Below are 20649 nucleotides of genomic sequence, written 5' to 3' on the forward strand. Positions count from 1 at the left end.
ACGACGACGGACCCGGCGCGGTCGCCGCGAGGACGGGTCCGCTCCACCTTTCACGCCCACCGGTTGGAGTCCGGGGCGCAGCCCTGATCTTTGCTGGGCAGCGGTAGATCGGGACCTGGTCGGGGTCTGAGACATCAGGCTCCGGGTTAGGGCCCCACCCGTCGCCAGTCCGTCACAGGGCCGGGGTTTGTGTGGTCCGCAGGGGTGACCCAGAAGGCTTTGCCCAGCTCAGCGCTGAACTGGGCGCCTGTCCGGCCGTCCCCCGATGAGCGTCCCGTCAGCCGTCGTCCTATCCACGGCAGCAGGTGCTGCCTGGCGAAGCTGGCGTCGGCGGCGCGGCGGGCGACCCAGCCGGGCGGCGCCGACGGCGGCATCGGCGTACGCCACTCCTTGTCCTCGGGTTCGTACCCGAGCGTCTGCCAGACGGCCTCCGCGACCCGGCGGTGTCCCTCGGCCGTCAGATGCAGCCGGTCCACGTCCCACATCCGGGGGTCGGCGAGTGAGGGCGCCCCGTAGAGGTCGACCACCAACGCGCCGTGCCGGTCCGCGAGCTCGTCGACGACGGAGAAGAGCTCCTCCATACGCGGCCGGAACCGTTCGAGCACCGGACCGTTGCGGCCCGGGCTGCGCATCAGCACGAGCCGCTCGCAGGCGGGGGCGAGCCGCTCCACGGCCTCCTCCAGGAGAGCGCGGACGCGACCCATGTCGACCTTGGGGCGCAGTGTGTCGTTGAGTCCGCCGACGAGGGTGATCACGTCGGGCCGCAGCGCGACCGCCACGTCCACCTGTTCCTCGACGATCTGTCCGATCAGCTTGCCGCGCACCGCGAGGTTGGCGTATTTGAAGCCGGGCGTCCGCGTGGCCATCCGGCCGGCGAGGAGGTCGGCCCAGCCGCGGTAGGAGCCGTCGGGCAGCTGGTCCGACATGCCCTCGGTGAAGGAGTCGCCGACCGCGACAAGACTGGTGTAGGTGGCATTCGTCTGCATGGCGGACAAGATGCTAACCCGCACGCATACTCGCCGGTCGGTCGGGCCTCCTCCGAGCCCGGCCCGGCCGCGCTCACACCGTCTGTCCGAACAACTCCCTCAGGACGTCCTCCATCGTCACCAGCCCCGTCATCCGTCCGTCGCTGCCCATGACGGCCGCGAGATGCGTACGACTGCGGCGCATCGCCGTGAGCACGTCGTCCAGCGGGGTGCTCTCCCGTACCCGTGCGATGGGCCGCATGTCCTCCACCCGGAACGGCGCCTCGCGCGGTATCGCGTCCAGCGCGTCCTTGACGTGCAGATAACCCACGATGCGGCGCCCCTCGTCCACGACCGGGAAGCGCGAGAAGCCGGACTCGGCGGACAGCCGCTCCAGCTCGTCCGGAGTGACACCCACGCGCGCGTAGACGACACCTTCCAGTGGCAGCACCACGTCCCGTACGGGCCGGCGGCCGAGCTCCAGCGCGTCGTGCAACCGCTCCAGAGCGCGGTCGTCGATGAGCCCCGCCTCGCCCGAGTCCTTGACCAGCCTGGCCAGCTCGTCGTCGGAGAAGGTGGCGACGACCTCGTTCTTCGTCTCCACCCGCAGCAGCTTCAGCAGGCCGTTCGCGAAGGCGTTGACCGTGAAGATCACCGGGCGCAGCGTCCGGGAGAGCGCCACCAGCGGCGGTCCGAGCAGCAGCGCGGTGCGCACCGGTTCCGCGAGCGCGATGTTCTTCGGCACCATTTCGCCGAGCAGCATGTGCAGATAGGTCGCCAGGGTGAGCGCGATCACGAACGAGATCGCGTGGCCCGCGCTCTGCGAGACGCCCATCGCGTGGAACGCCGGTTCCAGCAGGTGCGCGATCGCGGGCTCGGCCACGATGCCGAGGACCAGCGTGCACAGGGTGATGCCCAGCTGCGCGGCCGCCAGCAGCGCGGACACGTGCTCCAGGCCCCACAGGACGCTGCGTGCCCGCCGGTCGCCCTCTTCGGCATGCGGCTCGATCTGGCTGCGGCGCACCGAGATCAGCGCGAACTCGCCGCCCACGAAGAAGGCGTTCACGACCAGCGTCGCCAGCCCGATCAGAAGTTGTACGACGGTCATCGCGGCCCCCTCTCCCCGTCGGACGGCTGCTCCCCGTCGCGCGGCGCGTGCAGCAGCACTCGTGCGGCCCGCCGCCCGGAGGCGTCCACCACGTCGAGCCGCCACCCGGCGACCTCGACGGCGTCGCCGACGGCGGGGATGCGGCCGAGCCCGGTCGCGAGGAAACCGGCCAGGGTCTCGTAGGGCCCCTCCGGCACCCGCAGTCCGACGCGGGCCAGCTGGTCGGTGCGGGCGGACCCGTCGGCCGAGTACAGCGCCCGCCCCTCCTCGTCCGTTCCGGCCGGGGCCAGGTCGGGCGTCTCGTGCGGGTCGTGCTCGTCTCGGACCTCGCCGACGACCTCCTCGACGATGTCCTCCAGGGTGGCGACGCCCGCCGTGCCGCCGTACTCGTCGATGACGGCGGCCATGGTGCGTCCGCCGGACAGCCGGTCGAGCAGCCGGTCGACGGTCAGTGACTCCGGTACGAAAAGGGGTTCGCGCATGATCCGGGAGACGGGGGTGCGGGGCCGCGACTCGGCGGGTACCGCCACCACGTCCTTGATGTGTGCCACGCCCACGACCGAGTCGAGGTTGCCGCGGTAGACGGGGAAGCGGGACAGACCCGTCGCCCGGGTCGCGTTCGCCACGTCCTCGCAGGTCGCCTGGACGTCCAGCGCGATGACCTGGACGCGCGGGGTCATCACGTTCTCCGCGGTCAGGTCGGCGAGGTTCAGGGTGCGCACGAACAGCTCGGCGGTGTCCGCCTCCAGGGCGCCCTCCTTGGCGGAGTGCCGGGCCAGGGCGACCAGCTCCTGAGGTCCGCGCGCGGAGGCCAGCTCCTCGGCCGGTTCGAGGCCGAAGGCCCGTACGACACGGTTGGCCGTGTTGTTGAGATGCGTGATGAACGGGCGGAACGCGGCGCTGAACCAGCGCTGCGGCGTCGCCACCCGCTTGGCCACGGCGAGCGGCGAGGAGATCGCCCAGTTCTTGGGGACCAGCTCGCCGACGACCATCAGGAAGACCGTCGACAGGGCTGTACCGATGACCAGCGCCACCGAGCGGGACGCGGAGGACGAGACGCCGAGCGACTCCAGCGGACCCGCGATCAGCTTGGCGATCGACGACTCGGAGAGCATGCCGACGACCAGGTTGGTGACGGTGATGCCGAGCTGGGCGCCGGACAGCTGGAACGTCAGATTCCGTGCGGCCTTGAGGGCGCCCGACGCGCCGCGCTCGCCGCGCTCGACGGCCCGCTCCAGCTCGCTGCGCTCGACCGTCGTCAGTGAGAACTCCGCCGCGACGAAGGCGCCACAGGCCAGCGAGAGCAGCACCGCCACCAGGAGGAGGAGCACTTCGGTCATCGGGTCACCTCCGTCCCAGGATCGGCCAGGGGCGGGGGGATCGCGCGATGTCGGGTACGGGGAGGCTCGCCCATCGGCGGACGCTCACACCTTTCATGGGAGGACCGGGTGATCCTCCCATGGTAAAGGATCGGCAAAGTGCCCTCTTGGGTGTTGGACGCCGATCCCGCATCCGCCCGCGTGCCTACAGAGGCTTGACCCAGCGTCGCCAGTGGTCCTCGCGATGGTAGCCACCCGCGGCCCAGGTGTGGTGGGCCTGTTCGTTGGCTTCCAGGACCATGGCGTCCACGCGTCGTCCGCCCAGGGTGGCGAAGCGTCGTTCCGCGGCTTCCAGCAGGGCGGTGGCGATGCCCTGCCGACGATGGCCGGGGTGTACGGCCAGTCGGTAGGCGGAGCATCGCCATCCGTCGAAGCCGGCTATCACGGTTCCGGTGAGGAGGCCGTCGCGCGCTGCGAGGAGCAGGGCTTCGGGGTCTGTGGTGATGAGCCGGGCCACCCCGTCGTGGTCGTCGCTGATGCTCGTTCCTTCCGCGGCTTCGCGCCAGAACCGCAGCACGGTGTCGATGTCCGAGAGGGTGGCGTGGCGGATGTGGAGATCACTCATGGGGTGAGCCAAGCAGAAGGCCGACCCGTTCGACGAACGGTTTCCGTCACGTCTTCGGCGCGGCCAAGGGCTGTCGCACCACTGAGACGATGAGTTCCCGCAGTCGTTCGGTGCACAGGCGCATGTTCTTGTGAGCGATGTCGGTGTCCGGATAGCGGCAGGCGAATTGCACGCCCTCGTGGAGCCTGGTGAGCCATACGCACACCTGGTCGCCGTACGACACGCGGATCAGCCCGCGCGCCTTCAGCTCCTGCCAGCGCTCCGACCCCGGAATGCCGCGCGCGTCGACGAACGAGACGATCGAGTACAGGTCCGGGGACGTGGGTCGGAAGTCGGATCCCAGCAGTCGGAGCACGCGGGCGACGGGCATCCGGGCCAGCGGGCGGTTCTCCCGCAGCGCGGCGCGGACCATCCCCAGCGCGCTGTCGAAATCCTGCGCCTGCGCCACGGGAATCTCGATCGGCGCGGCACCCACGTACCAGCCCACCGAGTTCGTCCACCGGGACTTCACCCGGGTGTGGAACGGCACGACGGTGCGATACACCTGTAGCCCGTTGATCTCCCGGACGATGAGACCGATCGCCGCGAGAACGCCCACCAGACTTCCGCCGTACGGCCGGCAGTACGCCTCGAAAGCCGTCGCGTCCGCGTCGTCCACGAGCATCTCGTGCATGAATCTCTGGGTGGGCAGCGGCCCCTCGGGGACGAGACCGAGGTCGACGGGGAAGTTCGGGAGCCGCCCGCCGCACCGGGCGATGAACTCCCGCCAACGGGCCACGATCGTGTGCGTGGCGTTGATCCGGTCTGCGTCCGTGCGCTCGGTCGCGCAGAAGTCGACGTAGCTGGCGACGGGTGCCGTGTGCACGGCGCGCCCCAGAAGACCGGCCGCGTAGAGCTCGTGGATCTCGCCGGGGATGCGCTGGATCGAGACCGCGTCGACGTTACTGTGGTCGAACGCCATGTAGACGCTGGTGCCGTCGTCTCTGACGACCGCGGTGAAGATGAAGTTCGGCCAGGTGAGCGCGTCCGCGGTGACATCGAAACGGTCCTGCAGATACCTGGTCAGCACCACCGCGTCGGAAAAGTCGCCGATGTCCTCGCGGTGCAGTGCGACGGCGTCGGCGTCCAGTGTGAAGCGGCGCATCTCGTCACCGACCCAGCGGAAGCCGCTGCGCAGTGTCTCGTGCCGCAGTGTCCAGGCTCGCAGCGCACCCTGGAGGACGTCGAGATCGACCCGTCCCGGCATGTCGAACGCCGCGCCGAGCCAGGTGGGTACGAACAGACCGTCCTCGCGCACCGATCGAGACGTCCTGATGTGGGACTCCTGTACGTACGCGGGAGGGCGGGAGTCGTCCGGCAGACCCGTCGCCGCCTCGACGACCGTCGGATGCAGCGTCCACTCCACGAGACGTCCGGGGCGGATCTCGCAACGCTGGATGTCGGTCATTCGCACGGGGCTCTCCGTTCACCTGCCCGTCGGAGGCCGCCACCGGGCACCACTGTCGATCCACGCCTCCATGCCTCTCCGGCATCGCTCACTGCACAACGAGATCAACGATCGGATGTTCGGAAGGCAACGCCGTGAATGAGACCCGTGCCGGACGGACGCGACCACGGAGGGCAGGAGTGAGACAGGAGGGTCCGATGTCAGGTCGAGCCGGCGAAGCCCGCGATCCGGACGGTCACTCGCCCCGCAGCGCCTCGACGACGGGGGCGAACGCCTCCATGTTCGGCTCCAGGACCGTCAGATACGAGAATCCGTACCGCTCCCGCTGCGCCCGCACCTGCGCGACGATCTGCTCCAGGGTTCCCACCAGCACGATCGGCAGCTCCAGGACCTCGTCCTCGGCCAGGTTCGGGATACGGGGCAGCCAGGGCCGGATCGCGGCGGCGCGGTCCTCGGTGACGGCGAGGACCTGGATCAGCAGATTGAGCTCGGCGGGCTCCTTGCGTCCCTCGGCCGCCTCCCGGTACAGGGCGACGCGTTCGTCCAGTGCGGCGGCCGTGATCGGCTCCAGCGTGCCGCCCGGGCTGGTGCGCGCCCCGGTGAACGCCGCGATGTCCGCGTGCTCGGCGGTGAGCCGCAGCATCCGGTCGCCGTTGGCGCCGATCAGCAGCGGCACGCGGGGCCGCTGCGCCGCTCCCGGCTGGTGCTCGTCCGAACCGAGGAGGCGCTCCAACTCCTCCACGGTGCACCGGAGATGGTCGACCCGCTCGCGCGGTGAGCCCCAGGGGAGGCCCGCAGTGTCGTGCTCCGCCCGGATGTAGCCGGTGCCGAGCCCGAGTTCGAGGCGACCACCCGTCAGCGTGTCCGTGGTGGCGACCTCGCGGGCCAGCAGCGTGGGATTCCAGAAGCCCGCGTTGAGCACGAAGGTGCCGAGGCGGGGCCGCTCGGTGACCTCCGCCGCGGCCACCAGCGAGGGGAAGGGCGCGGGCATGCCCAGATGGTCGGGGACCAGGATCACGTCGTACCCGAGATCCTCGGCGCGTCGGCACTTGGCGCGCCACTCGTCGAGGGGCGCGGGGGCGAGCAGGTTGACGCCGAACCGGAACGGGCGGGAGGAGCCCAAGGACTGCGACATGAACTCTCCTCATTCACAGGCCACTTGCGCGCAGTGGCGAACGGGGTGGGCCGGACGCGAGGACATCGGTGAACAGGACACGCACATCGACAGGGTGCGTACATCACAGGATGCGTACGCCACAGGATGCGTACGCCACAGGACGCGTACATCATTCGTGCGCGATGGCCGCCAGGACGTTCATGCGCGAGGCACGCAGCGCCGGCAGCAGCGCCGCCACGATGCCCACGACCGCCGAACCCACGACCACGGCGACGATGGTGGTCCAAGGGATGGCGAGCGACTTCATGCCCTGGAGCGCGAGGACCCGCTGCACACAGACGCCCCAGACCAGCCCGAGCGCGAGGCCGAGGACGGCGCCGAACACGGCGATCACCACCGACTCCAGCCTGATCATCCGGCGCAGTTGGCGCCGGGCGAGCCCGATCGCGCGCAGCAGCCCGATCTCACGGGTGCGTTCGACCACCGACAGGGCGAGGGTGTTGACCACGCCGAGCACCGCGATCACGATCGCGAGTCCGAGCAGCGCGTACACGAGGTAGAGCAGCACGGCGATCTGGTCGTGCACGAGTTTCTTGTAGTCGGCCTGGTCACGGACCTGCACCTGCGGATACGGCTTGAGCGTCTGCTCCAGTCGCGCGCGCAGCCGGTCGGGGCTCGTGCCGGGAGCCGCGTTCACGTACAGGGCCGAGTCCTGCCCGCCGGGCACGTACTTCTCGACCGTGCCGAAGCCGAAGACCAGCCCGCCCTGCATCCCGAAACCCCCGGAGCCGCCCTGGTCGGTGAGCGCCCCCACCGTCAGCTCGGTCTTCCGCCCGGCGGGGAACTCGACGGGGATCACACTGCCGACGCGCACACCGTGCTCCCGCGCGAACTGCGCGTCCATCGACAGGTGCCCGGCACCGAGCGCCGCAGCCGTGTCCCCCTGGGTGTACGTGACGTGGGCGACCTCGTCGAGCCGCGGATCGTAGCCCGCCGCGGTCGTCTCGACCCGCTTGCCGTCCGGCAGCCGCACCGCGACCGGCGAGAACCGCTGGCGGACGACGAGCCCGGCACCCTGGGTGGCGCGCACCTTGTCCGTGATCTCCCTGGTGAACGGCACGAAGTTGCTGTTCTGGATCACGAAGTCGGAGCCGAGCGTCTTGTCGATCTGGTGGTCGAAGGACTTGCTCATGGACGCGCTCGCCACGGACATCCCGCCGACCAGCGCGAGGCCCACCATCAGCGCGGCCGCCGTGGCGCCGGTGCGCCGCGGATTGCGCAGCGCGTTGCGCTGGCTCATCCGGCCGACCGGGCCGAACAGGGCGGGGAAGGCACCGCCCAGGACCCGGATCACCGGCCGTACGAGGAGCGGACCCGCGATCACCGTCGCGATGAGGGTGAGTACGACACCGAGGCCCAGCAGGGAGGCGGACGTCGCGGTCTTCGACGCCGTGGCGCAGCCGGCCAGCGCGGCGGCTCCGGCCACGCCCACGACCGAGCCCACCAGGGCGCGCGTCCGCAGCGGCCGTCCCACCCCGGCGACCTCGGCGTCCGAGAGGGCCGCCATCGGGGAGACACCGGCCGCGCGCCGGGCGGGGAGATACGCCGCCACGAAGGTGACGCCGACCCCGACGACGTACGACGTGACGGGGGTCGGCCACCCGATCACCATCTCGGTGGACTTGAGGTTCATCCCGAACGCGCTCATGAGCCGGATCAGCCCGAGGGCGAGACCGATCCCCGCGGCGAGTCCGAGCGTCGAGCCCACCAGACCGAGCAGCAGCGCCTCGGTGAGCACGGACCGCCGCACCTGCCGCCGGTCGGCGCCGAGCGCGCGCAACAGGCCCAGCTCACGCGTGCGTTGGGCGATGAGCATCGAGAAGGTGTTGACGATCAGGAAGACGCCGACCAGTACGGCGATGCCGGCGAAGCCGAGCATCACGTACTTGATGACGTCCAGGAATCCGCCGAGCTGCGCGGCGGCGTCCTTGGCCTGCTCGTCGGCGGTCTTCACCTCGTATGTCCTGGTGCCCACCTGCGCCGCGATCCGCTGCTTGAGCGGGGTGTCGGCGACCCCGGGTGCCGCGTCCACCGCGATGCTCGTGGCGGCGTCCGGACTGCCGAGCAGGTTCGTCTGCGCGGTGGGGGTGTCCAGGAACAGCAGCGCGGCACCGGGGTTGGTGGTGGTGAAGGTGGCGATGCCGACGATCCTCACCGGGAAGGTGCGCTCTGCCTGCACCGTCAGGGTGTCGCCGATCGCCACGTGCTTGCGCTCGGCGGTGTCCGCGTCGAGCAGTGCCTCACCGGCGCCGTGCGGGGCGTGGCCGGAGGTCAGCTTCACCGGACTGCGCTTGGTGGCCCGCCAGTTGGTGGCGATGGTCGGCGCGCCCGAGGTGGGTCCGATCGACTTGTTCTCGCGGTCGACGATGGTGAGGTTCTCGACGCTCACGTCCACATGAGCGGCCGCCACGCCCTCGACCTTCGCGAGCCGGTCCGCGAGCGAGGCGGGCAGCGTCGGCGTGGCGCCGGTCGCCACCCGCGACTTGAGGTCGTTCTTCGGCGACACGGTCACATCGGCCGCGGTGGAGGCGAAGAGCCGGTCGAACGTACGGGTGACCGTGTCCGAGAAGATCAGGCTGCCCGCCACGAACGCCACGGACAGCACGACGGCCAGCGCCGAGAGCAGCAGTCGTCCCTTGTGGGCGAGGAAGCTCCGCAGAGTCGCCTTGAGCACGGCCGCCGCCTCAGTCCTTGTCGAAGGTGTCGAGAGATGAGTCGAGTGATGCGTCGTCCGAGTCGGCGGCCAGGACCACGTCCACGTCCACGTCGCCGGAGGCGCCCCCGGCGGCCGGGCGGCCTCCGGAGAAGTGGCGCATGCGCTCCAGCACCGCCTCCGCCGTCGGCCGCTCCATCTCGTCCACGATCCGCCCGTCGCCGAGGAACAGCACCACGTCGGAGTGGGCCGCCGCGCCCGGATCGTGCGTGACCATGACGACGCTCTGGCCGAGGTCGTCGACCGCCTCGCGCAGGAAGCCGAGGACCTCGAGCCCCGCACGGGAGTCGAGATTGCCGGTCGGCTCGTCCGCGAAGATCAGCTCGGGCCGGGAGGCGAGCGCCCGCGCACAGGCGACGCGCTGCTGCTGTCCGCCGGAGAGCTGCGCGGGCCGGTGCCTCAGCCGGTCCCGCAGCCCGAGCGTGTCGATGACCTGGTCCAGCCACTTCTGGTCGGGTTTCTGGCCCGCGATGTCCATCGGCAGCGTGATGTTCTCGGCCGCGTTCAGCGTGGGGATCAGATTGAAGGACTGGAACATGAACCCGATCCGGTCCCGGCGCAGCCGGGTCAGCTCACGGTCCTTGAGCCCCGTGATCTCGGTGTCGCCGAGCCAGACCTGTCCGGCCGAGACGGTGTCGAGTCCCGCGAGGCAGTGCATCAGCGTCGACTTCCCGGAACCCGAGGGGCCCATGACCGCGGTGAAGCGGCCGCGCGCGATGTCCACGTCGACCGAGTCGAGGGCGAGGACGGTGGTCTCGCCGGATCCGTACGCCTTCGTCAGGCCGCGGGCGCGGGCGGCGACCCCGTCGGCGTCCCGTGGTCCGACGGCGTGCTCCGCAGCAGGTGTGGACAAGGCCGCCTCCTCCGTGATGGACGTCCTGACTCCCCGGTCCCGGCCGAGCGTAGTGTGACCCCGCCCACAGCCGGTATCCCCCCGAGGTACCGGCTCCGGCGAGTCGCGCCCTTGCGGGTGCTAGCACTTCGGCGCTAGCTTCGAGGTATGGCGAAGACTCAGCTGAACGTGCGGGTGGACGAGGGCACGGCCCGGGCGGCCCGTGAGCGGGCCCTGGAGCGCGGCATGAGCGTGAACCGCTACATCGAAGAACTGGTCAGACAGGACACCGGGGAGGTCGGTCACACCTTCGTCGACGCCGCCTCCGACTTCATGAAGCAGTACGCGAATGTCTTCGCCGAGGAGTTCGGCGCGGACCGGGAGGGCGCACGGGACACGTTCCGGGACGGCTCGCGCGAAGGTCGTCGTTGATCCCTTGAGCAGTCTCAGAGTCGACCTCGCCTGGCTCCTCATGATCGCCGAACAGAAGACGCCCGGAGATCCCCAGGTCACCGACTGGGGAGCCCTCGTCGCCGCCGTCAGCCGGCACGAGGCGGAGATATTCGGCATTCCCGTCTACGACAGCCCGCACGCCCGCGCCGCCGCGCTGCTCCAGTTGCTGCTGCACGTCCCGGCGCTCGAACGGTCCAACGCGATGTTCGCCTCGGCCGTCGCGTACGCCTATCTCGTCGCCAGCGGCCTCAAGGTCGTCACCTCGCCCGAGCAGGTGCGCGAACTCGCCCGCCTGGTGAAGGGCGGCGACGCGACCGTGCACGAGATCGCACAGGAGCTGCGGCAGTGGAGTCTGTGACTACTCCCTGACCAGCGGGCGCCTCGCGCTGCCCAGGACGCAGTACGACGTGGGCAGCCGCGGTCCCTTCTCGGGAATGAACAGCCGCCGGTAGGGGCCCAGTTCGAACCCGGCCTCGCGCAGCGCGGCGACCGGGTCGCGGGCCAGATGGCAACCGCCGTTCAGCCGTGGCCACACCGTCCGGTCCAGTCCGCGCTGGACGGACTCCATCACACGCCCGCCGCCCTTGCCGTGCTCGAAGAACCACACCGTGCCACCGGGCCGCAGCACGCGCCGCACCTCGCCGAGGGCCCGCGGCACATCGCGCACACTGCACAGCACCAGCGAGAGCACCGCCCCGTCGAACGCCTCGCTCTTGACCGGCAGCGCCTCCGCCGCGCCCGGCACCACGTCCACGGGCACCTCGGAGCGCAGCGCGGCCTCCACGGCCAACTGCCGCAGCAGCCGCTCGGGTTCGATCGCGACCACCTCGGAGACGGCGCTCGGGTAGTGCGCGAAGTTCAGTCCGTTGCCCGCGCCGATCTCGATGACCCGCCCCGAAAGACCGGTGAGCAGCCGGTCGCGTACCGCGCCGATGCCCATCCTGGTCTCGGCCGTCACACTGATACGGGCGTAGTAGCGGGCGAACAGCGGATGGTGCACGGCGTCGTGCGACAGCTGGGCGGAGCCGGCTGACCTGAAGGGCATGACGGACCTCCCGGGAGGACGGGGTCTTACCGGGATTGTCCCCCCAGGACGTCCGCCACACGCTTTACGACGCTCGGCCTACGTCATACGCGGGTCGGCCACACGCGTCAGGCGATGAAGTCGCGCACCTGCTCGTAGACGCCGTAGTCGTTGTTCATGTCGGTGTGCGAGATGCAGCCGGCCTCCACATTGGTGGCACCGCTCAGGATCGCACTGGTGTCCGGGTTGATCAGCTCGTCGCAGTTCGACCAGTAGCTGGCGTACGAGACACTGCCCGGCGTCTCGTCACCGGAGTTCAGCGCGGTCAGGAAGGAACTGCCGGTGTACATCTCGGCGCACGAGGTGTAGAGCCACTTGCACCAGCTCGCGACCGTGGTTCCGTGGTTCACCCCGGCGGTGGACACGAAGTCGTCGACGTACGAGGTCCCGCCGAGGTTCTTGAGGTAGTAGCGGGCACTGAGCGCACCCATGGAGTGGACGACCAGGTCCACCTTCGACGCGCCGGTCTGCGCGAGGACGTTCTTGACCTCGGTGGAGAGCTGCTGGGCCGTGGTCACGTTCGACTGGCCCCAGTCGTACGACCACGCGAACAGCTCGGAGCCGCTGTAGCCGTCGGCCTTGAAGTCGGCGATCCAGTCGTCCCAACTGCTCGCCGAACTGCTCAGGCCGTGCACGAAGATGACGGGGTTGTGGGTCGCGGCCCGGGCGGGCACGGCGGACAGGGAGAGCGACGCGAGGAGCGCCGCGACCATGGCGGAGAAGAACGTGGCGATGCGACGCGAGCGGCGTTGCATGGTGCCTCCAGACAAGGGTGGGGTGCCTGGAGTGTCAACCGGGGTCTACGCGCGCCGCATCGGTGAAATCGCCGGTCTTTACTTGCCAGTTAACTCACCAGTAACGTCATTCGGGTGGTGACTTCGGCGAACCCCGTACGCGGCCCCGCACAACCCGAGCTCGGCCCCTCGCTTCCCGAAGGCGTACGGGTACGGATCCTGCGCGCCGCGCACGGCGACCGCCGCGCCGCCGCTGAACTCGCCTCCGCACTGACCGAGCGTCAGCTGACCGGCCTCGACCCGCTGCCGGCCCAGCCTCCCGTACTCCTGCGCGCGTACCGTCAGGAGGTCCGCGCCCTGCCCGACACCACCCGGCGCCTCCTGCTCCTCGCGGCGGCCGACCAGTACCCGGTCGACACCCACGCCTTCCTGCGGGCCGTCACCGCCGCCCGGCTCGACACCCGGCCCCTCGTCACCGCCGAGGTGGCCGGAGTCGCCCACGCCACGGCGGGCGGGATCGTCTTCCGCGATCCGTGGACCCGGATAGCGGCCTACGAGATCGCCTCCGTGACCGACCGGCGCGCCGTCCACCTCCTGCTCGCCCGCGTCCTGCGCGGCGAGGGCGAGTCACCCCGGCGGTCCTGGCACCGGGGCGCCGCCGCGCTCGGTCCCAGCCGACGCCTCGCCGCCGAACTCCGGGCGGCGGCCCACACCGCGCGCACCGCGGGCGACCACGCCCTGGCCTGCGCCCTCGTCGAACGCGCCGCCGCGCTCTCCCCCGAGCCGGGCGAGCGGGCCCGGCTGCTCGCCCGCGCCGCCGCCGACGCCTGGCGGTCCGGCGACGCCGACCGTGCCCGCCGGCTCGTCGCCGCCACCGACGACGACGCCCTGGGCGGTCTGCTCGCGCTGCGCGCGGGCAACGCGACGGACGCGTTCGACGCGCTGCTGACGGCCGCGGTGCGCTACGCCGACGACGGCCCGGAGCCGGCCCGTACGGCCCACCCCCAGCACGCCGCCGTCCACCTCCTCGCCCGCGCCACCGAAGCCGCGATCTACACCGGCGACCTGCGCCGGTGCCGGGAGGCGGCGGCCGTCGCCGACCGGCTCGGGATCGTGCCGCCCGGCACGCTGGGCGGGCTGGCCGCCGCGTTCGAGGGCCGGTACGACGACGCGCGGGACCTGCTGAAGGCGGCGGCCGGGCGCTGCGGTCCCGGGGGCGATCCCACCCTGCTGATCCACTCCGGGATCGCCGCACTCATGCTCGGCGACCACACCGCGGCCGCCACCGCCACCGTCCGGGCCGCCGCCTCCGCCCGGGCCGGGGGAGACGGGGTCACCGTTCCCCAGGCCATGGAGTTCCGGGCGTACGCCGACTTCTGGACCGGCCGGCCACGGGCCGCCGAGGCCGCCACCCTGGAGGCCCTCCGCCAGGCGTACACCACCGGCCAGGACAACGGGGCCTGCCATCTGCAGGCGGCCCTCGCGATGTTCGCCGCGGTCACCGGCGACGAGGACGTCTGCCGGGAGCGCGCCGAGGCCGCCCGCTCCTACGCCCTCGCCCGCGGGCTCGGCCTGCCCGCCGCGCTGGCCCTGTTCGCGCTCGCCTTCCTCGACCTGAGCACCGGCCGCTTCGCCGCCTCGGCGGCCCGGCTGCGCGCCCTCGCCGGATTCGGCCCCGGGCACGGGCACCGCGCCATCCGTCACATCGCCACCCCGCACTACGTCGAGGCCGCCGTCCGCACCGGCGACACACGGGTCGCCCGGGCCGCCCACGCCGACTACGACCACTGGGCGCGCACCGTGCGCAGCCCCGACGACCTGGCGCTCAGCGCCCGCTGCCGCGCCCTGCTCGCCTCCGGCGCGGAGGCCGTCGAGCACTACCGCACCGCCCTCGACCTGCACGCCTCGGGCACCCGTGACTTCGAACGCGCCCGCACGGAGCTGCTGTTCGGCGGTGCGCTACGGCGACTGCGGCACCGGACGGAGGCCCGTGACCGGCTGCACAGCGCCCTCGAGGCGTTCGAGCACTTCGGTTCACCGCAGTGTGCGGCGGCGGCGCGGACCGAACTCCGAGTCCTGGGGGAGCCCGTCTCACCGGTGCGGGGCGCCGACGATCTCGTCGCCCGCCTCACCGCGCAGCAGTTGATGGTCGCGCGCATGGCGGCCGACGGGGCGACCAACCGGGAGATCGCGGCGCGGTTGTTGCTCAGTCCGCGGACCATTGATCATCATCTGCGGGGGGTGTTCACGCGGTTGGGGATTCGGTCGCGGATCGAGCTGGTGCGGTTGTTGGGGGAGGGGTGAGGGGCGGTTGGTGTCGTTGGTCGGCTGCGGGTGGGCTGTGGCTGGTCGCGCAGTTCCCCGCGCCCCTTACGGGGCGCCTGCTGCTTGCGTTGAATGGAAAGCGCGCGTATCCCAGCTCCCGCCGAGCCGCGGCGCCAGCCAGCTCGGGGCGTCCGCACGGAAGTCGGTGACGTCGTAGGCACCCGCCCCCGCGGGCAGCGCTCCCAGAAGCGGGGCCTCGGCCACGACCGGCAGGTCCGCGAGGTTGCAACGCGACGCCAGGTCGGGGGAGTCGGGCCAGCTGCCGATGACGATTCCCGCCAGGTCCAGCCCACGGCGTCGCAGTTCACGAGCCGTCAGCTCGGTGGTGTTCAGGGTGCCGAGGCCCGCTGACGCCACCACCAGCACCGGTGCGTCCAGCAGGCCCGCCGCGTCCGCCAGCGTGCCGCCCTCGTCGTCGAGGCGGACGAGGAGACCGCCTGCACCCTCGACCAGCACGAGGTCGTGCTCGGTGGCCAGTTCGGCCGCCGCCTTCGCCACCGCGACCGGGCTCACCGGGGGCAGCGAGGCCCGCCGCGCGGCCGTCGCGGGAGCCAACGGCTCGGGATAGCGGGCGAGTTCGAGCGTGGTCACGGCGCCCGCGAGCCGGGCCACCTCGTCGGCGTCCCCGCGCTCGTCCGGGCGTACCCCCGTCTGCGCCGGTTTGAGTACGGCCACGGAGCGTCCGGCCGCGACGGCCGTGGCGGCGACGGCGGCCGTCGTGACCGTCTTGCCGACCTCCGTGCCCGTCCCCGTGATCACCAGAACCGCCATGTCATCCCTCCCGTGCCGCCGCGCACACCGCGCGCGCGATCCGTGCCAAGTCCGCGTCACCCGTGACGTACGGCGGCATCGTGTAGATGAGGTCGCGGAACGGGCGCAGCCACACGCCCTCGCGCACGGCCGCCGCCGTGGCCGCCTTCATGTCGACCTCGTGGTCGAGCTGGACGACGCCGATCGCGCCCAGGACACGTACGTCGCGGACACCCGGCAGCGAGGACGCCTCCGCAAGTCCGTCCCGCAGACCCGCCTCGATCCGCTTGACCTCGGTCTGCCAGTCCTGTCCGAGGAGCAGGTCGATCGAGGCGCAGGCCACCGCGGCGGCCAGCGGATTGCCCATGAAGGTCGGGCCGTGAGCCAGCACCGGGACCTCACCGCGTGAGATGCCCTCGGCCACCCGCGCCGTGCAGAGCGTCGCCGCCATCGTCATATAGCCGCCGGTCAGCGCCTTGCCGACGCACATCACGTCCGGCGTGATGCCGGCGTGCTCCGCCGCGAACAGAGCACCCGTCCGGCCGAAGCCTGTTGCGATCTCGTCGAGGACGAGAAGCACGTCGTGCGCGTCGCACGCCTCCCGCAGCACCCGCAGATACGCGGGGGAGTGGAACCGCATCCCGCCCGCGCCCTGTACCACCGGCTCCACGATCACCGCGGCGAGCTCGTCGGCATGCCGCCCGATCAGCTCGCGCAGCTGGTCGGCGTACGACTCCTCGTAGGCGACCGGCGGAGCGTCGGCGAACACCTGGCGCTGGAGCACGCCCTGCCACAGCTCGTGCATCCCGCCCTCGGGGTCGCACACCGACATGGGCTGCCAGGTGTCCCCGTGGTAGCCGCCGCGCCAGGTCATCAGCCGCTGCTTGCCGGGGCGGCCGAGCGAGCGCCAGTGCTGGAGGCACATCTTGACGGCGACCTCGACCGACACCGATCCGGAGTCGGCGAGGAAGACGTGCTCCAGACCCTCGGGCGTGATGTCGACAAGTCGCTTCGCCAGCCGCACGGCGGGCTCGTGCGTGAGCCCGCCGAACATGACATGGCTCATGCGCTCCAGCTGGTCGCGCGCCGCGTCGTTGAGGACCGGGTGGTTGTAGCCGTGGATGGCCGACCACCAGGACGACATGCCGTCGACCAGCTCACCCGAGCCGTCCGCGAGCCGCAGGCGTACCCCGCTCGCCGACTCCACGACGAGCGGTTCCTGGCGGCCGGGCATGGGGCCGTACGGGTGCCAGACGTGCCGCCGGTCCCACTCCAGCAGTTCCCGCACGGGCAGCGTGGGTGGCTCGGACCGGTCAGGCATTGGGGGCGAGGTCCGTTCCGGCACCCCGGCGGCGTACGGCGACGAGATCCGTACGCGCTTCGGCGGGCTGCTCCTGCTCGGCCTGCACCGTCACGGAACCGCAGACGCCACCGCCCTCGTGCGCACCGCACCCGGCGTCCGCGTGCGAGCCGCACCCGGCCTCGGCGTGCGCACCGCAGCCCGCGCCCGCCGTCACGCGGTGCTCCGGCAGGGTCACCTCGCCCGCGCCCTCCACCTCGAACCCGGCGTCCGCGATCATCTCCAGGTCGGCCTTGCCCGCCTGGCCCTCGCTGGTGAGGTAGTCGCCGAGGAAGATCGAGTTGGCCAGGTTCAGGGCCAGCGGCTGCATCGTGCGGAGGTGGACCTCGCGGCCGCCCGCGATACGGACCTCCACGTCCGGGCAGACGAAACGGACCATGGCCAGGATGCGCAGGCACCGCTGCGGGGTGAGGTTCCACTCCTTGGCGAGCGGGGTGCCCTCGAAGGGGATCAGGAAGTTCACCGGAACGGAGTCCGGGTCGAGCTCGCGCAGCGAGTAGACGACGTCGACGAGGTCCTCGTCCGACTCGCCCATGCCCGCGATCAGACCCGAGCAGGCCGACAGGCCGGCCGCGTGCGCCTTCTGGACCGTTTCCACCCGGTCGGCGTACGTGTGCGTGGTCGTGATGTCCCCGTACGTCCCCTCGGACGTGTTCAGGTTGTGGTTGTAGGCGTCCGCGCCCGCCTCGCGCAGCCGCTCGGCCTGGCCGTCGGAGAGCAGGCCGAGGCAGGCGCACACCTCGACGTTCTCGTGTCGGTCCTTGATGGCCTTGATGGTGTCGGAGACCCGGTCCACGTCACGGTCCGTCGGACCGCGGCCGCTGGCCACCAGGCAGACCCGCTTGGCGCCCCCGGCGAGCCCGGCCGCCGCGGCCTGCGAGGCCTGGTCCGGCTTGAGCCAGGTGTACTTGAGGATGTCGGCCTTGGAGCCGAGGCGCTGCGAGCAGTACGAGCAGTCCTCGGGGCACAGACCGGACTTCAGATTGACCAGATAGTTGAGTTTCACTCGACGGCCGAACCAGTGCCGGCGGACTTTTCCGGCCGCGGCCACCACGTCGAGCACGTCGTCGTCGGACGTGGCCAGCACGGCCAGCGCCTCGTCACGGGTCGGCAGCTCGCGCCGAAGCCCCTTGTCCACCAGCGTGTTCAGCAGGTCCATGAGATCCGATCCTGACGTATGCGAGCCGCTGCGGCCAAGGAGAGTTTGCACAACAGAGACGGTTCGACGTGTGGGTATTGCCACATCATGGGCGCCGCGTCGCCCCGCTAGGGTCTGTGCACTGCCTACAAAACGACCACCTTCATGACCCCCTCACGACCACTTCCAGGGCCCGGAGGCACCAGCATGGCCGGATCGCCGTTCGCGTGGATCGACGAGCAGGCGCACCAGCGCCGCCAGGCCGGACTCGTCCGCACCCTGCGCCCCCGCGCCGCCGACTCACCCCTTCTCGATCTGGCGAGCAACGACTACCTCGGGCTGGCCCACCATCCCGAGATCACGGCGGCCGCCGCACAGGCCGCGCGCCGCTGGGGCGCCGGTGCGACCGGCTCGCGGCTCGTCTCCGGCACGACCGAACTTCATGGCGAACTCGAACGCGAGCTCGCGGAATTCTGCGGCTTCGAGTCCGCGCTCGTCTTCTCCTCCGGCTACGCGGCCAACCTCGCCGCCGTGACCACGCTCGCGCCGCACGGCTCGCTGGTCGTCTCCGACGCGGGCAACCACGCCTCCCTCATCGACGGCTGCCGGCTCGCCCGGGGCGCGACCCAGGTCGTGGCGCACGCCGACCCCGACGCCGTGCGCAAGGCGCTGGGCACGCACGAGGGTCCCGCAGTCGCCGTGTCCGACACGGTCTTCTCGGTGGACGGCGACGCGGCCCCGCTGGCCGAACTCGCCACCGCCTGCCGCGAGCACGGCGCGGCGCTGCTCGTCGACGACGCGCACGGGCTGGGCGTCCTGGGCGACGGCGGGCGGGGCGCCCCGCAGGCCGCGGGGCTCGCGGGCGCCCCGGACGTGGTCGTGACCGTCACGCTCTCCAAGTCGTTCGGCAGCCAGGGCGGAGCCGTCCTCGGCCCCGCCCCGGTCATCGACCACCTGGTCAACGCGGCGCGCACCTTCATCTTCGACACCGGTCTCGCGCCCGCGGCGGCGGGCGCGGCCCTCGCGGCGCTCAGGCTGCTGCGCCGTGAGCCGGATCGTGCCGCCCGGGCTCGCGCGGTGGCGACGGCGCTGCACACCCGGCTGACCGCCGAGGGACTGGAAGCCGTACGACCGGACGCCGCCGTGGTCTCCGTGCGCGCTCCGTCCCCCGAACAGGCCGTGCGGTGGGCCGCCGAGTGCCGGGAAGCGGGAATCGCCGTCGGCTGCTTCCGCCCCCCGTCCGTGCCGGACGGCATCTCACGGCTGCGGCTGACCGCCCGCGCGGACCTCACCGACGCGCAGATCGAGCACGCCGTCGGCGTGATCAGTTCAGTCCGGCGACAAAGCCCTCCCAACTGGCGGGAGTGAAGAGCAGGGCGGGGCCCGCCTTGTTCTTGGAATCGCGCACGGCGACCAGTCCGGCCCAGGGTCCTGGGCCGGGTCGGGCCGTCTCGACGCAGTTGTTCATTCCCGTACTGCGGCTGCTGCGCAGCCATCGCACGTCGTGGAGTGAAGTACTGGAAAGTACGTACCGAGGCAGTGCAGTCATGGGGGTGCCTCCTTACGCGCCGTCACCTATCCCGGCGATGTAGTCCAACGAGTCCTCGGGCGAAAGGGCGTGGAACTGAAGGGCGTTGAAGGCCTCGGTGTAGGCCTGAAGGTCTTCTTTCCGTTCGAGATAGAGGCTACTCGTCAAGTGGTCGAGAACAACCACATCCAGATCAGTTGTGTTCGGAAATGAGAAGATAACGAAAGGCCCGGTGACGCCGATATGGGCTCCCGCGGCGAACGGCAGGACCTGAAGCCGCACTTGAGGCAGGGTGGCGGCCTCCCACAGACGCTCCAGTTGCCGGGCCATCACCTCCGGGCCGCCGACCTCGCGTCTTAACACGGCCTCGTCCAGGACCGCGGTCAGTTCCAGCGGCGGATTCGAACGCAGGACGTCCTGCCGGGCGAGGCGCACCTCGACGAGCGCGTCGAGCTTGCCGTCCTCCAGGCCGCCGACGGCGACCCGGGTCACCTCCCGTGCGTACTCGGGCGTCTGGAGCAGTCCGGGTACCACCGAGGTCTCCAGCGTGCGCATGCCGCTGGCCTGGGACTCCAGACTGATGAAGTCGCGGTACGTGGGCGGCAGGACGCCGCGGTAGGCGTGCCACCAGTGATGGCGGCCGTTGCCCTCGGAACCCGCGAGGCCGACCAGGAGCTCCCGTAACTCGTGCCCGGTGACGGCGTAGGCGTCCAACAGGCGCTCCACATCAGCCGGTTTCACTCCACTGATACCGGTCTCGATCCGGCTCACCTTCGACTGGTGCCAGCCGACGAGACGGGCCGCCTCACCACTGGTGAGGCCCGCATCGGCGCGCAGCGCGCGCAGTTCGGCACCGAGCTTGCGGCGGCGCACCGCGGGACCGTGCTGCATGGCCGTACTCCTTACTCCTCCCGAGCCGCCCAAATACGCTCCGCCGTCGCAGAGTTCACCGCATCGAGCGACAGATATATGCATATCTCGGTGGATCGCACCCGTGACCGGCCCAGTGATGGCAGTCTGGCGCGAAGCACCAGTCCGGGACCGTACTCGAACCATCCGCTCCGTGTCGGACTCCGGTCCCGTGGGAAAGG

The 20649-nt window shown here is 71.2% G+C and carries 19 protein-coding genes; 4 read left to right on the forward strand and 15 right to left on the reverse strand.

The window, feature by feature from the left end; translation table 11 throughout:
• Positions 1-146: 146 nt before the first annotated feature.
• The 8 genes from ACZ69M_RS38085 to ACZ69M_RS38120 form a co-directional block, all read right to left on the reverse strand.
• Positions 147-986 (reverse strand): SGNH/GDSL hydrolase family protein, encoded by an 840-nt coding sequence (locus ACZ69M_RS38085; protein WP_470057266.1) that lies wholly within the window; start codon positions 984-986, stop codon positions 147-149.
• Between the two features lie 73 nt (positions 987-1059).
• Positions 1060-2073 (reverse strand): hemolysin family protein, encoded by a 1014-nt coding sequence (locus ACZ69M_RS38090; RefSeq protein ID WP_352046681.1) that lies wholly within the window; start codon positions 2071-2073, stop codon positions 1060-1062.
• On the reverse strand, positions 2070-3413 hold the full coding sequence (locus tag ACZ69M_RS38095) for a hemolysin family protein (RefSeq protein WP_470057268.1): 1344 nt from the start codon (positions 3411-3413) through the stop codon (positions 2070-2072). Before ACZ69M_RS38095 ends, ACZ69M_RS38090 begins: the two co-directional genes overlap by 4 nt.
• 184 nt (positions 3414-3597) lie before the next feature.
• Positions 3598-4017 carry a GNAT family N-acetyltransferase gene (locus ACZ69M_RS38100; protein WP_470057270.1) on the reverse strand — a complete coding sequence of 140 codons (420 nt, stop codon included), beginning with the start codon at positions 4015-4017 and terminating at the stop codon, positions 3598-3600.
• Positions 4018-4063: 46 nt separating this feature from the next.
• On the reverse strand, positions 4064-5464 hold the full coding sequence (locus ACZ69M_RS38105) for a condensation domain-containing protein (protein WP_470057411.1): 1401 nt from the start codon (positions 5462-5464) through the stop codon (positions 4064-4066).
• Between the two features lie 235 nt (positions 5465-5699).
• Positions 5700-6599 (reverse strand): LLM class F420-dependent oxidoreductase, encoded by a 900-nt coding sequence (locus ACZ69M_RS38110; protein WP_470057272.1) that lies wholly within the window; start codon positions 6597-6599, stop codon positions 5700-5702.
• A 151-nt stretch (positions 6600-6750) separates the two neighbouring features.
• The gene (locus ACZ69M_RS38115) at positions 6751-9315 is read right to left on the reverse strand and encodes an FtsX-like permease family protein (protein ID WP_470057274.1); all 2565 of its coding nucleotides are present in this window, start codon (positions 9313-9315) and stop codon (positions 6751-6753) included.
• Between the two features lie 10 nt (positions 9316-9325).
• The gene (locus ACZ69M_RS38120) at positions 9326-10207 is read right to left on the reverse strand and encodes an ABC transporter ATP-binding protein (protein WP_470057276.1); all 882 of its coding nucleotides are present in this window, start codon (positions 10205-10207) and stop codon (positions 9326-9328) included.
• A gap of 147 nt (positions 10208-10354) precedes the next feature.
• On the opposite strand from ACZ69M_RS38120, the gene ACZ69M_RS38125 reads away from it, so the two are divergent.
• Together ACZ69M_RS38125 and ACZ69M_RS38130 are read left to right on the forward strand one after the other, a co-directional pair.
• Positions 10355-10618 carry a toxin-antitoxin system, antitoxin component gene (locus ACZ69M_RS38125; RefSeq protein WP_067378812.1) on the forward strand — a complete coding sequence of 88 codons (264 nt, stop codon included), beginning with the start codon at positions 10355-10357 and terminating at the stop codon, positions 10616-10618.
• A gap of 4 nt (positions 10619-10622) precedes the next feature.
• Positions 10623-10997 carry a hypothetical protein gene (locus ACZ69M_RS38130; RefSeq protein ID WP_054228993.1) on the forward strand — a complete coding sequence of 125 codons (375 nt, stop codon included), beginning with the start codon at positions 10623-10625 and terminating at the stop codon, positions 10995-10997.
• On the opposite strand, the gene ACZ69M_RS38135 is transcribed toward ACZ69M_RS38130, so the two are convergent.
• On the reverse strand, positions 10998-11684 hold the full coding sequence (locus ACZ69M_RS38135; protein ID WP_470057279.1) for a class I SAM-dependent methyltransferase: 687 nt from the start codon (positions 11682-11684) through the stop codon (positions 10998-11000).
• Between the two features lie 107 nt (positions 11685-11791).
• Entirely contained in the window at positions 11792-12478 is a 687-nt protein-coding gene (locus tag ACZ69M_RS38140; protein ID WP_403686098.1) for an esterase/lipase family protein, read from the reverse strand.
• Between the two features lie 114 nt (positions 12479-12592).
• On the opposite strand from ACZ69M_RS38140, the gene ACZ69M_RS38145 reads away from it, so the two are divergent.
• Positions 12593-14761, forward strand: a complete 2169-nt coding sequence (locus ACZ69M_RS38145) for a helix-turn-helix transcriptional regulator (RefSeq protein ID WP_470057281.1) — start codon at positions 12593-12595, stop codon at positions 14759-14761.
• Positions 14762-14827: 66 nt separating this feature from the next.
• On the opposite strand, the gene bioD is transcribed toward ACZ69M_RS38145, so the two are convergent.
• Genes bioD through bioB form a run of 3 tightly spaced genes read right to left on the reverse strand, consistent with a single transcriptional unit; the run spans position 14828 to position 18051 of the window.
• Positions 14828-15553 carry a dethiobiotin synthase gene (gene bioD / locus ACZ69M_RS38150; protein ID WP_470057283.1) on the reverse strand — a complete coding sequence of 242 codons (726 nt, stop codon included), beginning with the start codon at positions 15551-15553 and terminating at the stop codon, positions 14828-14830.
• 1 nt (position 15554) lies between these two features.
• Positions 15555-16853: an adenosylmethionine--8-amino-7-oxononanoate transaminase gene (locus ACZ69M_RS38155; RefSeq protein ID WP_470057285.1), complete on the reverse strand. Its 1299-nt coding sequence runs from the start codon at positions 16851-16853 to the stop codon at positions 15555-15557.
• Positions 16846-18051, reverse strand: a complete 1206-nt coding sequence (gene bioB, locus ACZ69M_RS38160; protein WP_470057287.1) for a biotin synthase BioB — start codon at positions 18049-18051, stop codon at positions 16846-16848. The genes ACZ69M_RS38155 and bioB overlap by 8 nt, the downstream gene beginning before the upstream one ends.
• Before the next feature lie 186 nt (positions 18052-18237).
• On the opposite strand from bioB, the gene ACZ69M_RS38165 reads away from it, so the two are divergent.
• The gene (locus ACZ69M_RS38165) at positions 18238-19398 is read left to right on the forward strand and encodes an 8-amino-7-oxononanoate synthase (RefSeq protein ID WP_470057289.1); all 1161 of its coding nucleotides are present in this window, start codon (positions 18238-18240) and stop codon (positions 19396-19398) included.
• On the opposite strand, the gene ACZ69M_RS38170 is transcribed toward ACZ69M_RS38165, so the two are convergent.
• Positions 19355-19579 (reverse strand): DUF397 domain-containing protein, encoded by a 225-nt coding sequence (locus ACZ69M_RS38170; RefSeq protein ID WP_352046696.1) that lies wholly within the window; start codon positions 19577-19579, stop codon positions 19355-19357. The two genes, ACZ69M_RS38165 and ACZ69M_RS38170, sit on opposite strands and share 44 nt — an antisense overlap.
• Positions 19580-19591: 12 nt before the next feature.
• On the reverse strand, positions 19592-20449 hold the full coding sequence (locus tag ACZ69M_RS38175; protein ID WP_470057291.1) for a helix-turn-helix domain-containing protein: 858 nt from the start codon (positions 20447-20449) through the stop codon (positions 19592-19594).
• Positions 20450-20649 lie beyond the last annotated feature (200 nt).

It is taken from the genome of Streptomyces sp. NPDC107454 (assembly GCF_055582885.1).

Coding starts and splice junctions, on each gene's coding strand:
- ACZ69M_RS38100 (WP_470057270.1), bottom strand. CDS start 4,017: ATGAGTGATCTCCACATCCGCCACGCCACCCTCTCGGACATCGACACC.
- ACZ69M_RS38085 (WP_470057266.1), bottom strand. CDS start 986: ATGCAGACGAATGCCACCTACACCAGTCTTGTCGCGGTCGGCGACTCC.
- ACZ69M_RS38135 (WP_470057279.1), bottom strand. CDS start 11,684: ATGCCCTTCAGGTCAGCCGGCTCCGCCCAGCTGTCGCACGACGCCGTG.
- ACZ69M_RS38095 (WP_470057268.1), bottom strand. CDS start 3,413: ATGACCGAAGTGCTCCTCCTCCTGGTGGCGGTGCTGCTCTCGCTGGCC.
- ACZ69M_RS38125 (WP_067378812.1), top strand. CDS start 10,355: ATGGCGAAGACTCAGCTGAACGTGCGGGTGGACGAGGGCACGGCCCGG.
- ACZ69M_RS38165 (WP_470057289.1), top strand. CDS start 18,238: ATGGCCGGATCGCCGTTCGCGTGGATCGACGAGCAGGCGCACCAGCGC.
- bioB (WP_470057287.1), bottom strand. CDS start 18,051: ATGGACCTGCTGAACACGCTGGTGGACAAGGGGCTTCGGCGCGAGCTG.
- ACZ69M_RS38105 (WP_470057411.1), bottom strand. CDS start 5,464: ATGACCGACATCCAGCGTTGCGAGATCCGCCCCGGACGTCTCGTGGAG.
- ACZ69M_RS38175 (WP_470057291.1), bottom strand. CDS start 20,449: ATGCAGCACGGTCCCGCGGTGCGCCGCCGCAAGCTCGGTGCCGAACTG.
- ACZ69M_RS38090 (WP_352046681.1), bottom strand. CDS start 2,073: ATGACCGTCGTACAACTTCTGATCGGGCTGGCGACGCTGGTCGTGAAC.
- ACZ69M_RS38110 (WP_470057272.1), bottom strand. CDS start 6,599: ATGTCGCAGTCCTTGGGCTCCTCCCGCCCGTTCCGGTTCGGCGTCAAC.
- ACZ69M_RS38170 (WP_352046696.1), bottom strand. CDS start 19,579: ATGACTGCACTGCCTCGGTACGTACTTTCCAGTACTTCACTCCACGAC.
- ACZ69M_RS38155 (WP_470057285.1), bottom strand. CDS start 16,853: ATGCCTGACCGGTCCGAGCCACCCACGCTGCCCGTGCGGGAACTGCTG.
- bioD (WP_470057283.1), bottom strand. CDS start 15,553: ATGGCGGTTCTGGTGATCACGGGGACGGGCACGGAGGTCGGCAAGACG.
- ACZ69M_RS38140 (WP_403686098.1), bottom strand. CDS start 12,478: ATGCAACGCCGCTCGCGTCGCATCGCCACGTTCTTCTCCGCCATGGTC.